We start from the raw sequence: 14,747 nt of genomic DNA, 5'->3' as shown, positions 1-14,747 counted from the left end.
TGCTTTTGGTTGGAGTGTGCGGCGCGTGGCGGATAGAATCTCGGAAGTGACGGATAGCATTTCTACCCAAGCCAATTTTTCCTATTATAGCGGGACACTTGAACTATCGCAGATTTTGTTTTATAATATGTATTACTGATTGCCAGATTTCATGGAAGCGTACTTTTAAGCTCCCACCGTACTAGAAGCAATTCTAGCTCTTTGTTTGAACGAGGCCTAACCGCTTCGGTTCATATATCAAGGGGACGTTACGGATTCGACAGGGATGGTTCAAGCTTTAGTCGCGCGTCGGAGGGCTCGGCTCCGTCATCAACGACAGTTATATAATAACTGGCAAACAACAAAACTTAGCTTTCGCAGCGTAAGCTCGTAAGCGCTCTGCCTCTCTATCGCCCATGTAGAGAACGTGGGGCCCAACTTTAGTGGGATACGGTCGATGGTGCCACCTGAGTCATCGGCAAGAGATTTCCAGGTTAGCGTACAGGACGCCTGTTTGTCGGCATAATGTTACGCGAATCGTAAATAGGCAAACTACACGCGTAGAAGCTGAAGTATTGGAGTCTTTGGACGCGGGTTCGACTCCCGCCGTCTCCATAAAATTTTAACGTAAAACGTTGATATATCAGCGTTTATAGGACTAGGGATATTGAACGAGAGTTGAACTCTTGTGCAATATCCCTTTTCTTATCCCTAAGGAAATTACATATTTTAAGCTTATTCAAAGACCTTCTAATAAAACATATTAGGAGGTTTTTTTTATGTCTAATAGGAAGCGAAAACACGGTATATTCGCGGTAAATAGTGAAGTAGTATTGCTATCAAGTGATAAAGCGGTAGAAAGAGAAGGTACGCACATTAGCGTTGCACTTGAAACAGTCTTTAAACAAATGCGTATAGCAGGGAATAGACCGCGCACAATTGAAAGCTATGAGTACATCTTTAAGCAGTTTGTAGAGGTTTGTGGAATCGTAGTAGTGGAGGAAATTGATTTAGATAAGCTCTATCACTATTTAGATGTTTTACAGGTTACTCCTGCGACTAAACTAATACGCTTAAAGTCCATTAAAGCTGTGCTAAGTAAGTTCTACAATAACGGTTGGTTAAAAGACCGCTTCTGGAGCAATATTCAAATTAAGATTGATAAGGAAGTAAAGAAGGGAGCGCGGGAGTCTGATATAGATAAGCTCCTGCAACTAATAGACCAAACTACTTTTATAGGCTTTAGAGACGCCGCCGCGATTAAATTAATGTACAAGACAGGTATTAGGATACGAACGTTAGGAGAGCTTAGAGAACGTCATATAGACTTTGAAAACCTATGCTTAAACTTAGATGGCTCTACGCTAAAGAATCACAAGTTTTTAAAGCTCCCTATTGATACAGAACTAGCGGAAATGTTAAAGCTGCTTATTAAATTAAACAATGGTATCCGCGCTCATTTTGGTACAGACAACCGCCATGTATTTATCACTCAAAATGGTACACCTATGAATAACAGTAAATCGTCTAACTGTGCTATTTCTAAGCAATTAAGTAAGTATTCGAAGCGGTTCGGTTTAGAGAATATTAATGCACACGCGATTCGCCGCACATACGCGAAGAGTTTACTAGAGAAGGGAGCTAGTATAGCCTTAATAAGTAAAGCGCTAGGACATAGCGATTTAGCGGTTACAACACAGTATCTAGAGCTTGATGTTGAAGAAGTGGCGAAAGATTTGAGAGAGTTTTTATAATATAATAGGTATTAATTCTTAGTAGTGGTGGTGTATATATTTTATGACAGATTTATTGAATTTTTCTTTACCGTTATTAAAAGATAGTTCTGGTCGAGATAGAGAGGTAAAGCAATTCGGTTTAAAGAAAGTTGAAGAAGTAATTTATCAGCATTTATTCTTTGATAAAGACCATAGAGAGTTAGATAAAGAAGTTCTAGGCAAAATAGATGGTTCTACTAAAGGTAGAATGTCTGCAAATATTCTTTATTATTATGGAATTAAGGGGAAAAATGCTAATAATAAAGCTATGTTCCGCGGTATTTTCAAAGACATTTCATTGCAAGAAGGAATTGAGCATCTAGAAAAATTAATTGTACAAGAGTCTTCTCGCGGTGATATTGAAAACTTGAAAAAAATTATTACTCACTTAAAGAATGGAATTGATAGAGAAGAGTTTGAAAATGATTCATTGTATTTAGATGAAGTAGATGAAGATTTAAATCAGTCATTAAATGAAGAGACTGACTTACTAATAGTAGATGAAGTGAAGACACCAGCTTATTCTGACAAGATAAGAGAGAGAAAATGTGGGTATGGAAGAAACCCTAAAATTGCAGCAGAGGCTATTTTAGAAGCCAAGTTTAAATGTGAAGTTGATGAAGCACATGATACTTTTATTTCTAAAAAGTATAAAAAGCCATATGTAGAAGCACACCATATTGTTCCAATGAAGTACCAATATAAATATCCGAATGCAAGTTTAGATGTACACGCTAATATTGTAGCTTTATGTCCCAACTGTCATCGTTTAATTCATCACGCAATAGATTTAGAATCAGAAGCTATTTTAGAATTACTTTTTAATGGAAGAGCATCTAAATTAACTAATTGTGGTATTGATATTGACCTAGAAACTTTACTCCTTATGTATAAAGGGTAAAGAGGATTAAAAGGAAGGGGAGCAGACTTTCCTTATTATTTTTCTAGTAAAGAGATTTTACTAAAGATACTTTATTTTACTTTCCCTTATAATAAGACCAGCGTAGCTGGTCTTACTGAATTTGTTAGAGATTATATTATGTTTGAGATACGGAGCGAAGCGGAGTTTCTCAAACATAATCTTATTTTTAATAAATTCTAGTCTCTAATTGAAATACAGAATACTTAATATAAAGACAGATATATAAGAGTAGATTTACCTTAAAAAAGGCTGTGAACGCTGTTATATATACGTTTATAACCTTTTTAATATGTTCGGTTTTTTGCGCAAAATTGCACAGATATGTTCGGTTTTTTGCACAAAAATTTTTAAGAATTGATACATTACGAGACCTTTGTTTTACTTCTACGTAACTTTTCTTTCCTAAAGTTTTCGAAGCGGTCTAAGATGTCTTGAATACGTTTATAAGTTTTTGTTCCTTTTGGGAAAACAATATGAGGGTGTAACGTGTATGAATCAATACCACTACATTTAGACACCATTAGAAAGCCTTTTTGAGATAATGAATTTATCAGTCTTTTAACGCTAGATAGTTTCATGTTCGTAAAGTCTGCTAATTCCTCTATATTAAAGTATTCTAGGCTAGCATTTTGGATAGTTTCCTCCGATTCTATCACAGGAGAGGTATAACGAGCTGTAGGATTATGTACGAGTTCGAAAGTGGCATGATGACAAATAGGGAGTAACTTATAAATAAACACTAGTTCTGATAATTCTAGACCGTCAATCATCTCTACAAGTTTATTTCTATAAAGTTTTATGAAACGATTTTCCTCTGTAGAATCGGGGAATTTACCCATAATGTGATAATGAGGGTTTACACGATAATTCTTTACCCTTTTATCCTCTTCATTTTCTACTTCTTCCAAAATACCTAATGAAACAAACTTAGTAAGGTATTCATTCGTTTTTGTACGACCTTTTCCGATATGTTCTCCAATATCTTTATTATTCATAGGTTTACCACCACTAATTAGTAAACCATTTTTACCTTTCTTCATTTTAATTAGAATAGTAATTAAAACACCACATTCCATTGGCGAAAGGTCGAGAACAATATCTTTCATACTATTTCTAAAACAGCCTATAAATTCAGTTAGTCCTCCATATTCTGGAGGTATGTAATTTTTAGTTTCTTTTCTTTTGAGACCTTCACGTTGCCTTTGAGCTTTTTGAGCTTGTTCTTGAAGAATATCTTCAAATACACTTCTAGCGTCGAAGACTTCTCCGTTCTCATCTACAATCCGTTTACCGTCTAATGCCCGCATTGATTCTACAATACTCATATGTAATTCCTCCTAAATAGTAAAGTAATAGCCGCTACACTTTAAAAGTGGCGGCTGTATATATAAACCTTTCATAGTTATAGTACCGAGCAGGTAGAGTTTGTTAACTAACGGTTGGGATATTATCGGAAATATTATCTATTTTCCGTTCGGGAAGTCCAATCTTATACAGATAGTCAATGAACGAATCTTTAACAAGAGCATACCTGTATGCACTATAAAAACCTTTATAGCTTACTGTTTCAATTATTCCGGCTTTGATAGCTCTATTTAACATTGAGCTATCAAAACCCTCAAATTCTAAAACTTTAATTGCTTGTTCTACTGTTACCATTATTGATTGCCTCCTGTACCATATACCGCTTCGTAAACGACATTAGCATTTAACCCTACTTCGTTAATGAGGTAGTTTTGCAAGCTGTCAACGCATACTACGAATGGGTCCGCTGTGTTTGGGCAGTAATGAGGTCTTTGAACGCGCTTTAATTTACCATTGTCTACGAGCTTTTTAGCTGATTGTGTAGACACTCCCATTTTTAAACGAGAAAGAACTCGTCCTGTCTGCTCTAAAGTGTAATTCATACTTTCTTCGCTCCTTTTTTAACGTGATTAATAACCTCATAGTACGAAAATCGCCTTGCTCCTCCGATTAAATAGCTTGGAATAGTATCCTCCATAACCCATCTTCGCACCGTTGTTTGTGTAACTCCGAATAGCTCGCTAACCTCTTTAACGGTTAATAGCTTCTCCATATACAACGCCTCCTGTTCTTGTATCTATGGTTATTATAAGAACGTTAATGCAATGAATTAACGTATTGTGGTAGAGGTTATTAGTGTATTTATTGAATTGATACAGTAAATTATTTTGCTATTAGACAGGTAGAGAAGGCGCGGCTAAGTAAAAAGCTAGTTTTAGTGGAGGAACCTAGATATTCACAAAAAAATCTCCCGTATCTCACAAGAGATACCTCGTCTTAAAAGTGCTTCAAGCGTTCATTAATCACGGGGTACCCTCTATAAAGGAAAGTGAGAGCAATGAGTACCATTGATTCCCTGTCTGTTCCGTAAACTAAGCTAGGTAGTAGCTGCTAATGAGTTATTCTTGGATTATATTTCAATATTTGTGACACATAGTTCCTTATTATTAATTTTGAAAATGGTATAATAGTACAAAAATGGGTGGTGTTATTTTATGAAGTGGTTAATATCTGCAAATGGTAAAATGTACAACCATGTAGGAGCTTTTGATGAATTTGGATATATAGACTGGCGTCAAAAAGCAAACTATGAAGTAGGAGATACTGTCTATATATACGCTACTAAGCCATATATGAAGGTTATGTTTAAAACCATTGTAGAAAAGGTTGAAATTTCATCAGATGAGATAACAGATGATAAAAAGTATTGGTATGATATAGAGGAATATGAAAACTCTTTATCGGGAAAATATGCTCGATTGAGATTAATTGAACGTGTAGATAGTGAGAAGCTTTCACTTTACGAATTAAAGGAGAATGGTTTAAAAGCTGCGCCACAAGGTCCAATAAAAGTAAGGGAGCAACTCGAAGCGTATTTAGAGAGCAATTTTAATGATTATTATTCGGAAGGTGTCTTTCCAGAAGAAGTTGGTAATGATTTAGAAGAAGGACATAGACGAACAATCACCGTTAATAAATATGAACGTAGCTCCGTTGCGAGGCAGAAATGTATTGAAGAGCATGGTTTAAACTGTGCTGTTTGTAATATGAACTTTGAAGAGGTTTATGGAGAGATTGGTAAAGGGTTTATTCATGTTCATCATATTATCCCTCTGCATGAAGTAGGCGGTTCATATAAGGTAAATTATAAGAGGGATTTAGTTCCTGTATGTCCGAATTGCCATGCTATGTTACATAAAAAATTAGATGGAGAATTTGTTACTATAGACCAACTAAGAGCACAGTTTAAAAGGAGATGAAATAATGGATTGGTTAGATTGGTTTTCTAACGTCAATTGGGGAGCTGTAGGGGCAATTTCGTCTGCGGTTGCAAGTATTATAGCTTTACTTACTGTTAAAATAAGCTTAACTAACTCGAAGCAGGCAGAAGAAAGTCAACAATATTCTGTACAACCATGGTTTCATGTAACCTCTATTTCGAGAATGGAAGAAAATGCTCCAAATAAGCTTATTATTTTAAATGACGCTTCTCCACATATAAGAATTAATGAGGTTGTACTATGTATTGATTCAAAGCGTGAATGTACGAAGTTAGAGTTTAAGTATTTAAAGAAAGATAATAAATATATAGAGACTGGTAAATGTTTCGGTATCGAAATACCATATAATGAAGAGTTGTTCGATAAAGAGGGAGTATTAAAAATTAGATTTACTAATCTTTATAATAAAAATATGGTAAGCATTTCACCAAAGATGAAATTTAATACAAGGGCGTCTAGTGGAACAGTTCAAAATATTATTTCAGAAGGATTTCTCTACATACCTTTTGTAAATAAAATTGAAAAGTAGACTGTATGTAAAAATTTCTAATTGTCTATTTAGGAGGTAACTAAATGAGTGTAGATTGGAGAGAAAGGTTTATTGAAGAAGGCAATGAAAGAATAAAGTATTTAGATATGGCTGCTCGAGAGATTTCAAAGAGCAATGTGAATTTTAATAATTGTATATATAGATTTAAAAGTAATGAACTAGAAGCGATTGGTTACAAAGTTCCTCCTCAACATTTAATGGTCTTTTTATTAGTAGATTTACTAAAATGCGAATCACATTTTAAAGAAATGGAAAAAGTATTTTGTGAAATTCATTTCAGATATAAAGAAATTGAATGTTGTTATTCAATAAGGAAATTTGGTACATACATTTATACAGATAGTAATGATTCTGATTTTTTAAAGAGCCTAATGCGAACATTATGGAATTTAGGTAAGATAGCGGACAATCTTTTAGAAAAGCCCTTGGAAAAAAGTGTTGATTCTGGACAAGTAATAATTAAAAACAGTTCATATCGCTTGTTTAGTAGATACAAGTATTTTAAGAGTAAGGCCATAGAGAGTTATTCTAAAGAGGGTATAAAATCGGAGAGTAATCTAATTAATAGAAGACAAAGGTTGTCTACAGAAGGCTTCTATAATACCACGGCAATGTTGGAGGCATATTTTAGTTTTCAAGAACATGTATTAGTCCTCTTATTTGCATTTCAAAAAAGCGAGGTATCTTTAAAAGATTTTATTGAATTAACATGGCAAGACAAATTTAAAATCATTTTTGATATAAAAGATAAAATAATTCAGAGTTACTATAATGCGCTCGTAAGTATTAAAAATAACTATAGAAATCCTATTGCTCATGGAGGTTTCGATAAGTCATTAGATTATATGCTAGTTTATATTGAAGGCTTAGGATATGTACCTACAAATATAAGTGATGGGCATTTTTATACTAGATTGTCTAAAAGTGAAACATTAGAAGAAATTATTAATACTATTGATGAATTTCATACTTGGATTAAAGATACACCTGTATTGTCTAGAAAGATGAAAATAATTGAATCTGGGTTGGATATTAGATATACAGTTATGGATTTTGAGACTTATAATGAAGCGCTGGAATCAGACGATAAGTTAGAGCAATATTTAGAGTATGCACTTGAGGCTTGGGATAGAGAAATAAATATGGATTGGTAAAGTGGAAGTGAGAGGGAGTTTTTATGGACAAGTTAGGTGAAATGTTAGTTGATACAATTAATAGTCTTTTTGGTGAAGATAAATTCAGTTTAATATTTTATTTAGGATTAATGTTGATAGCAATCTTACTTTTTAAAGAATTTAAAAATAAAATTGCTGATGAATCAGCTTTAAAAAGAGAACAATTAGATGTAGCTTTGAAAAGTTTGTTAGAGCTAAAGTTCGAGCTGATAAAATATCAAAATTTGTTAAAAACAGAAGAAAAATTTGAACAACTTAAACTTAAAATAATAAATGCATTCCCATATGTTTCATATAAATTAGGGGATAAACTTCATAATATAACTCCTACTATTGAAGATGTTGAAATGGAGGAATTAATCAAATTATTAAATATCGAACTGGAAGGACTTAAACGTAATCAAGACAGCTCAATCGTTATGGTAAATACTGATAACATAGTGGATAATGTGGGTTATATATTAAGGACGAGATTTAGTAATGTGTTTATGTCAACTACTATGACATTTATTTCATTAACTTTTATTTTGATTATTGGATTTTTAGGTTTTGCCTTATCCTCTGTAGAGTCTCTATTTGATAAATATTATTTACTTCAAATGATATTTAATTTGGTGTTTTTCCTATTTTATGTGTTATTGGTTGGTAGCTTGATTCAAGAAAAGAAAATAAAGAATAATATATGGTCATGGGGATTTGTAATTTTATCAATAATAATTTCTATAGTGTTTATATCTTTATATAAAAAGGGGATATGGATTCCGAGTATTCACTTTGGATTATTTATTGCAATGATAGCAATGTTGAAAAAACTTCAAATTAGTAGCAATCAACATTTGAATTAATTATTATATACTTATAGTAGACAGGTCTTTGAACCAAGTTCGTAAATATGTAATACTCCCTAGTGGATAAAATAGTTGAAATGAGCGCGGCTTTAAAGTTTGCAATCCTTGCCGTTCTAAGTGTCGGCATAAGGAAACGCGAATTGTAAATAGGTAGACTACACGCGTAGAAGCAGGCGTATTGGAGCTTCTGGACGCGGGTTCGACTCCCGCCGTCTCCATTTTCTGAAATCAAATGATTTCACAGAGTGTCAAAACCCTTGATAATACAGGGTTTTGGCACTTTTTTAATTTCATCCAATTTCACCTGTTTTCATTCAAATCTAGTCAATTTCTAGTCAAAACTAAGTCAAAAACTTAACCTTCTAAATAGCTAACAAACTTTTGTATAGCCCCTTTAAACCCACAAGAATTAGATAAAGATGAATATAAGGTAATGGAGGATGAAGCAAACAAATTTGCCTCTACCTTTTTAATGCCAAGTGTCTCATTTGGACAAGAACTAAGTGGGTTAATTGTAGATGAAGTCGAAACTTATTACAATTTAAAGAAGAAATGGAATGTATAAATGGCTGCTATGATAAAGCGGGTTAAAGACTTAAATTTAATTTCTCCAGAGCAGGAAATGAAATTATATAAACAAATGCACTATCGAAAATGGAGAAATCCAGAGCCGTTTGATTTAGATACAAAAATGACATTACCAGTAGCATTTAAGCAATCTTTAGAATTATTGATGGATGAAAATATTTTAAAAGGGCATGAAATACCTATGAAATTAGCGGAACAATATCAGCTATATCTTACTCCTAAAATGCTTGGTGAAATTTGCGGTGTTGATCCAGCCATATTTAATGATAATTCACAGTCGAAAATGGTTTTAAAGATAAAAGATTTCAAAAAGCGTAACTTAGGTTCATGATTTTAATGAGTATCTGCATTTCTATTATGATTGGAAGTATTAAATAAGTTCTATATATAACAAAGCAACCTTTTCTGTACGCACAACGAATGACCGTTTATCTGGGAAAAATTCAGATAAACGGTAATTTTGCACATATCACTTGGATATTTTTAGATCATCTGGTTGCTGATGGAGCGGTAAATTAGGCAAATCTGTCATTAATGTCAATAAATAAAAGTCAATACCATTTATTTTTACTGTTTCAACCAAACATAAACAGATCGTATTCGCTTTAGTCTCAGTTTCACTAACAGAAAAAAGCTAGTTCCTGTGACCAATCACATTTGGATGAATAGAATTTTCAACTTTTTCCGAAGAAAAACCATACTGGATTGTACTACATTTATCCTTTAATTTTACTTGTTGACTAGTTACCTTTTGATACTATAAATTATTGTATTCGGAGTTATAGGTTATGTATAAATTACCTACTTTAGCGACTTCATCTAATAAGGTTTGATCAAATTTATCTAAAGGTAAACTTATAAAAATAACACTAATATTTTTAGGGGAAGTATTTATAAAATTATAAAATTCACTTCTGTCATTATATTGATCAATAAATACTCCCTTAATAACATATTGTTTTTCTAATTGTATAATTAAACTTTTTATAAAGGCAATAGATTGCTTATTAATTTCATCTTTTTTCTGCTGATAATATATTACTATATTCTCTATTCGACTCACCTTTTTCATTAAGGATTTTACTAAATTATGAGTTAATATTGCTTTGCCTTTATATTAAGCTTTGGTTAAAAATTAATTAGAAAAGTTCATTAATTATAAATGCACTCTTTTTTAGAAGTCTTTTCTTTTAATAGATTAGCTTTATAGTCTGTAAAAAACTGTACTGTATCCATTGCTTTTATCATTTCTTTAGCTACTGCTTTTACTACTGGTACTGCAACGGAATTTCCAAACTGTTTATATGCTTGTGTATCAGAAACCGGAATGACAAACTCTTCAGGAAATCCTTGCAGTCTTTTACATTCATGTGGATGGAGTTTTCTTGGGTTTTTCCTTTCACCTTGATCTATGAGTATTTCACTTCCGTCTTTATAATATCTAGCACTTAACGTATTAGTATAGATACTATTTTCATCGAATAAAGAGAATCCAAATCCATTTCCTTTTTGCTTGTGCATCTCTTTTCTTCGTAGATGACCTTCATACAATTTATCAGAAATTGTATACTTTTCATCAACTTTTTTGAAAAGTATATCTCCTAAGTGTGTTGGTGTACTTAATGGCTCAGGAAATTTAAAAGGCACAAGTTCACCACCTATTCTTTTATTGAAACCTACCATGAAAACTCGCTCACGATTTTGAGGAACACCGAAATCGGCTGCACGAAGCACTTTGGCTTCAAATGTATAGTCTAGTTCTTCTAGTGTTTCTTTTATTTTAGTGAATGTTCTTCCTTTGTCATGATTTCTTAAATTTTTAACGTTTTCTAGTAAAAATGCATCGGGACGTTTTTCTGCAATGATTCTAGCTACATCAAAGAATAAAGTACCTCTCGTATCTTCAAATCCTTGCTTTAATCCAGCTTGTGAAAAAGCTTGGCAAGGAAATCCAGCTAATAGAATATTATGATCAGGAATTTCTTTTTCATTTATTTTGGTAATATCACCATTTGGTTCATCGCCAAAATTTGCTCTGTAAGTTTTTGCTGCAAACTTATCCCATTCTGAAGTGAAGCAACAATATCCTCCTTGACTTTGAAAAGCTAATCTTATTCCACCTATACCTGCAAATAAATCTATCATTAAAAATTTTGCATCCGTTATTGAAGGATTTGGGAATCTTGGTTTTTCTGGAAAATTAATTATAGAAGCTAACTCAAGAACGGAAGGTGTACTTTCTCCATTCTCCCATCTACGTAGTGTTCTATCACCATATTTACCCAAACCAAGTGCATCAGCAAACTCCTTTTGTGTTAGTCCAAGTCTCTCTCGTTTTTGTTTTATCTCTAAATTATTAACCATTAAAGCACCTCTTTATGGGTATTGTAGAGGTCTAAATGTCCTCTTGTTGACACGATTCTACCAAACGAATATTCGTATGTCAATATAGCTGATTAATAGATATAATTACCTTATACTTATTATGGGAGGTAAAAAGATGCTTAGAGATTTAAATGATTTAGCGATAATCACTAAAGAGAATTACCGAAGTACATTTATAAATGAAGATTTTAAACTTAATAGAGAATTTAAGGAACGTCTTTCAGAAGTATTAGCAGCCAAAAATATAACAATTCAATATTTTGATTATTCTGCAGAAATCCATACAAGTACAAATATGAAAATATTCTGTCCTAACCAGTGGTTTTATTTAGCTACATTTGCGGTGGAATTTGTTTCAGAATTGATAGAGTATAAAAGCGTTGTAGAGCAAATCGCAGAATCCAATGTTAATGGAATGTCAAGAAAAAAATTTATGGATAATGTTAAAGAGTTAAAAGAATATAGTAACATTGATGATGTCGCACCTTATATAAAAGATGCAATTTATAATTATTTTGATGACGACCAAGAAAGTGCCGAATATTTATGTAGGTTTATTACGGATTATAACTGGTGGTACGGCAGTAAAACAGTAGATAGGGGAGATTATTATGTTTCACCTACACTGAACTTGCTTGAACTTGTTAATGTGAGTCAGGCGTATGTTGCAGAAATTGTGTATTATTTGGCCTCAAATTCTAACCTTATGAATAGTGCATTAAATTTACGTGAACAGAGATTTAGCCCTGTAACTCAAACACCTTCTGAAAATTTGATAGTTTATGGTGCACCAGGAACTGGGAAAAGCAAGTATTTAGAAGAAAATTACACTAATACTACTAGAATAGTATTTCACTCTGAGTATTCATATTTCGATTTTGTTGGTAATTATAAACCGGTTCCGATATATAAAGAGACTGATATAACTATACATAGGATAAATGGGGAGAGTTTTCATCGTGGAGAACCGATAATTGATTATCAATATGTTCCTGGCCCTTTTATCAGTGTACTGATTGAATCTATTCGAAATCCTACCTCTAGTTACACACTGCTAATTGAAGAGATAAATAGAGGTAATGCACCAGCAGTATTTGGCGATATGTTCCAACTTCTCGACAGAAAATTTGATGGAAGTAGTCAATATCGTATCCGGCCAAGTGAAGATTTACATAACTACTTAATGTCCCTTGAAGATGTAAGGTCTTCTTTTGAAGAAGGTTTATATATCCCAAGCAATATGAATATCGTTGCTACAATGAACAGTGCTGATCAAGGTGTATATGTGCTTGATTCTGCTTTTAAACGAAGATGGAAATTCAAATATATGGAAATAAAGGAAAGTGGATTTGTACACGAAAACAGTCCTGTCATTTACACAGGGGAAAGTTATGCTTGGAAATTTATAATTTCTTGTATAAATAACAAGCTGAAAACTTTAGGAATTAACGAAGACCGTCTCATTGGTCCATATTTTATTAGTCCTGAAGAAATTGCTGATAACAATAATATTTCGTCTAAGTTATTAATTTATCTGTGGGATGATGTAGTAAGGTACAACAGAGAAAAGTTTTTTGGTACAGAGATAAAAACTTATTCTGATCTTGTCGTAGGATTTAACAATGGTATGGATGTTTTGAATATCCATGATGATATTATTCAAATGGAAATGGAAGAGCAAGAACAACAAGTGAGAATAGGTGATGAAATTTCTTCTGAGGAAGACTTAATTGAAGAATAAAATTGAGTAGAATCAGGTGGTGTGTTCAAGTGAAACACAAAACGAATTATATTATTGCAATTGAATATAAAGAGTATGACAATGACTATCCTAACGACTTTGTGACTCAACTTATTAATAGGGAAATATGTAGCGTTAAAAATAATAAAATAAAATTTAAAGTAACTGGTTTTATAATTTATAAAAATACTTTTATCATTATTTTCCCCAAAAATTATAACGTGCCACGTGAAGAAAAAGATTTATTAAAACATGCGCAAGTTCTTTTCCAAGTCTTACTAAAGTATAAACAGGAATCTAATTTAAATGTTGAGGAAATGGAGTTACTTGGTGGTGAGGATGGGCAGTATAAAGAGAGTTATTATACTTCTTATCTAATTATTTCGGATTTTATTGAAAACGGTCCCTTGAAGAAAGAAATTAGAATAGAATCCTCATCATATTCTGGACGAATTGACTGGTCAGCGACAATAAATAAAAAACAGCCTATATTTTCTGAAGGATCTGTTATTTATAATGATACAGTTTCTAAAAAAAACATGATAGATCACCACCACTTATTATTACAAATATATCGTTATTGTGTTAATAAGAGTATAGAAAAATATGGATGGTTATTTGATTTATCATTAGAAAATGTTGAAGAATTTCTTGAACTACCATGTGATATCAATTATGGTATAAACTTTTTAACAAAAGAGTTGAACAGTACGTTTGTTGATAGAGAAATGAAAGTTGTTAAAATACTAAGGGATTTTTTATCGGGAATTGAGTTTGATAGATTTGAAAAAATAGAAATAATGGTTACACCATACTTTCATAATGTTTGGGAAGTAATTTGTAGTTTTAACTTTAAAAATCAATATAAAGGACTTAGGTCTTTGATACCGAAAACTAAGTGGGAAATTGAAAGCTCAGCAAAGGTCCAGTCTCAAAGACCAGATATAATTTTTATAAAAGAAAAAACAATCTATATCCTAGATGCGAAATATTACGATATTGATACTAATTTACCTGGTTGGTCGGATATTGTAAAACAATTTTTTTATGGATTTACTATTTTTAGGAATATTAATGCGAAAATGCACCAAAGAATTAAACAGTTAGAAACGGTAGAAAATTCCTTTCTTTTTCCTTCAGGTGACCTCGATCCAATAAAGTATGTAGGTAGAGTCAGTATTGAGGAGAACATGGATTTAGGATATATTAAAGCTTATAAGATTAATACTTTTTTAGCGATGCAATGTTATCTTGGTAAGGAAAGATTCGATTTTATTAATCAAATGATAAGAAAAATTAACTAGTAAGTTTTGATATATTAAATGTTAATTAATCTGTTACATTTGGAGCAAGGTTCAATGTTTACCTCGTAAGGTTAATAAGAAAAACTCTCAATCCAATCTAAACATTATACTCATATAAATGTGAATTTAAGATTTTGGATTAGGGATTTTTAAAATTTTAAAACACCTTTACATT

16 protein-coding genes and 1 other RNA gene are annotated in these 14,747 nt (G+C 32.3%); 11 read left to right on the top strand and 6 right to left on the bottom strand.

Annotated features, from left to right (window positions below):
- Positions 1-241: 241 nt before the first annotated feature.
- The 3 genes from ssrA (at position 242) to MKY88_RS19560 (ending at position 2,655) form a co-directional block, all read left to right on the top strand.
- Positions 242-597: a transfer-messenger RNA gene (gene ssrA / locus MKY88_RS19570) on the top strand.
- Positions 598-758: 161 nt separating this feature from the next.
- Positions 759-1,733, top strand: a complete 975-nt coding sequence (locus tag MKY88_RS19565; RefSeq protein ID WP_340814505.1) for a tyrosine-type recombinase/integrase — start codon at positions 759-761, stop codon at positions 1,731-1,733.
- Positions 1,734-1,776: 43 nt separating this feature from the next.
- Positions 1,777-2,655 (top strand): HNH endonuclease, encoded by an 879-nt coding sequence (locus MKY88_RS19560; RefSeq protein WP_340814504.1) that lies wholly within the window; start codon positions 1,777-1,779, stop codon positions 2,653-2,655.
- 383 nt (positions 2,656-3,038) lie between these two features.
- Here the strand turns inward: MKY88_RS19560 and MKY88_RS19555 are convergent, their stop codons facing one another.
- From MKY88_RS19555 to MKY88_RS19540, 4 genes are all read right to left on the bottom strand, one after another.
- Positions 3,039-4,001 carry a hypothetical protein gene (locus MKY88_RS19555; RefSeq protein WP_340814503.1) on the bottom strand — a complete coding sequence of 321 codons (963 nt, stop codon included), beginning with the start codon at positions 3,999-4,001 and terminating at the stop codon, positions 3,039-3,041.
- Positions 4,002-4,104: 103 nt separating this feature from the next.
- Positions 4,105-4,335 carry a hypothetical protein gene (locus MKY88_RS19550; protein ID WP_340814502.1) on the bottom strand — a complete coding sequence of 77 codons (231 nt, stop codon included), beginning with the start codon at positions 4,333-4,335 and terminating at the stop codon, positions 4,105-4,107.
- Positions 4,335-4,583, bottom strand: coding sequence for a hypothetical protein (locus MKY88_RS19545; RefSeq protein ID WP_340814501.1), 249 nt, complete (start codon positions 4,581-4,583; stop codon positions 4,335-4,337). The genes MKY88_RS19550 and MKY88_RS19545 overlap by 1 nt, the downstream gene beginning before the upstream one ends.
- Positions 4,580-4,753 carry a helix-turn-helix domain-containing protein gene (locus MKY88_RS19540; protein ID WP_340814500.1) on the bottom strand — a complete coding sequence of 58 codons (174 nt, stop codon included), beginning with the start codon at positions 4,751-4,753 and terminating at the stop codon, positions 4,580-4,582. Before MKY88_RS19540 ends, MKY88_RS19545 begins: the two co-directional genes overlap by 4 nt.
- A 442-nt stretch (positions 4,754-5,195) precedes the next feature.
- On the opposite strand from MKY88_RS19540, the gene MKY88_RS19535 reads away from it, so the two are divergent.
- The 6 genes from MKY88_RS19535 to MKY88_RS19510 all read left to right on the top strand — a co-directional run bounded on the left by MKY88_RS19535 (position 5,196) and on the right by MKY88_RS19510 (position 9,473).
- Positions 5,196-5,960, top strand: a complete 765-nt coding sequence (locus tag MKY88_RS19535; RefSeq protein WP_340814499.1) for an HNH endonuclease — start codon at positions 5,196-5,198, stop codon at positions 5,958-5,960.
- A 4-nt stretch (positions 5,961-5,964) separates the two neighbouring features.
- Complete coding sequence (locus tag MKY88_RS19530; protein ID WP_340814497.1) at positions 5,965-6,510, top strand: hypothetical protein; 546 nt, start codon at positions 5,965-5,967, stop codon at positions 6,508-6,510.
- A 44-nt stretch (positions 6,511-6,554) separates the two neighbouring features.
- Complete coding sequence (locus tag MKY88_RS19525) at positions 6,555-7,685, top strand: hypothetical protein (protein ID WP_340814495.1); 1,131 nt, start codon at positions 6,555-6,557, stop codon at positions 7,683-7,685.
- 23 nt (positions 7,686-7,708) lie between these two features.
- Entirely contained in the window at positions 7,709-8,551 is an 843-nt protein-coding gene (locus MKY88_RS19520; protein ID WP_340814494.1) for a hypothetical protein, read from the top strand.
- A gap of 388 nt (positions 8,552-8,939) precedes the next feature.
- Positions 8,940-9,119, top strand: coding sequence for an ImmA/IrrE family metallo-endopeptidase (locus MKY88_RS19515; RefSeq protein ID WP_340814849.1), 180 nt, complete (start codon positions 8,940-8,942; stop codon positions 9,117-9,119).
- Positions 9,120-9,473: a hypothetical protein gene (locus MKY88_RS19510; protein WP_340814493.1), complete on the top strand. Its 354-nt coding sequence runs from the start codon at positions 9,120-9,122 to the stop codon at positions 9,471-9,473.
- A gap of 426 nt (positions 9,474-9,899) precedes the next feature.
- Here the strand turns inward: MKY88_RS19510 and MKY88_RS19505 are convergent, their stop codons facing one another.
- Together MKY88_RS19505 and dcm are read right to left on the bottom strand one after the other, a co-directional pair.
- Positions 9,900-10,214, bottom strand: coding sequence for a hypothetical protein (locus MKY88_RS19505; protein ID WP_340814492.1), 315 nt, complete (start codon positions 10,212-10,214; stop codon positions 9,900-9,902).
- Between the two features lie 80 nt (positions 10,215-10,294).
- Positions 10,295-11,506 (bottom strand): DNA (cytosine-5-)-methyltransferase, encoded by a 1,212-nt coding sequence (gene dcm, locus MKY88_RS19500; RefSeq protein WP_340814491.1) that lies wholly within the window; start codon positions 11,504-11,506, stop codon positions 10,295-10,297.
- 136 nt (positions 11,507-11,642) lie between these two features.
- Here dcm and MKY88_RS19495 point away from each other — a divergent pair, with 136 nt between their 5' ends.
- Both MKY88_RS19495 and MKY88_RS19490 read left to right on the top strand, forming a co-directional pair.
- The gene (locus MKY88_RS19495; RefSeq protein ID WP_340814489.1) at positions 11,643-13,268 is read left to right on the top strand and encodes an AAA family ATPase; all 1,626 of its coding nucleotides are present in this window, start codon (positions 11,643-11,645) and stop codon (positions 13,266-13,268) included.
- Positions 13,269-13,297: 29 nt separating this feature from the next.
- Positions 13,298-14,572, top strand: coding sequence for an LlaJI family restriction endonuclease (locus MKY88_RS19490; protein ID WP_340814487.1), 1,275 nt, complete (start codon positions 13,298-13,300; stop codon positions 14,570-14,572).
- Positions 14,573-14,747: the final 175 nt, after the last annotated feature.

The organism is Lysinibacillus sp. FSL R7-0073, assembly GCF_038009065.1.
GTDB lineage: Bacteria > Bacillota > Bacilli > Bacillales_A > Planococcaceae > Lysinibacillus > Lysinibacillus fusiformis.
The sequence above is the reverse complement of the archived record's forward strand: the minus strand, read 5'-3'. Positions and strand labels throughout refer to the sequence as shown.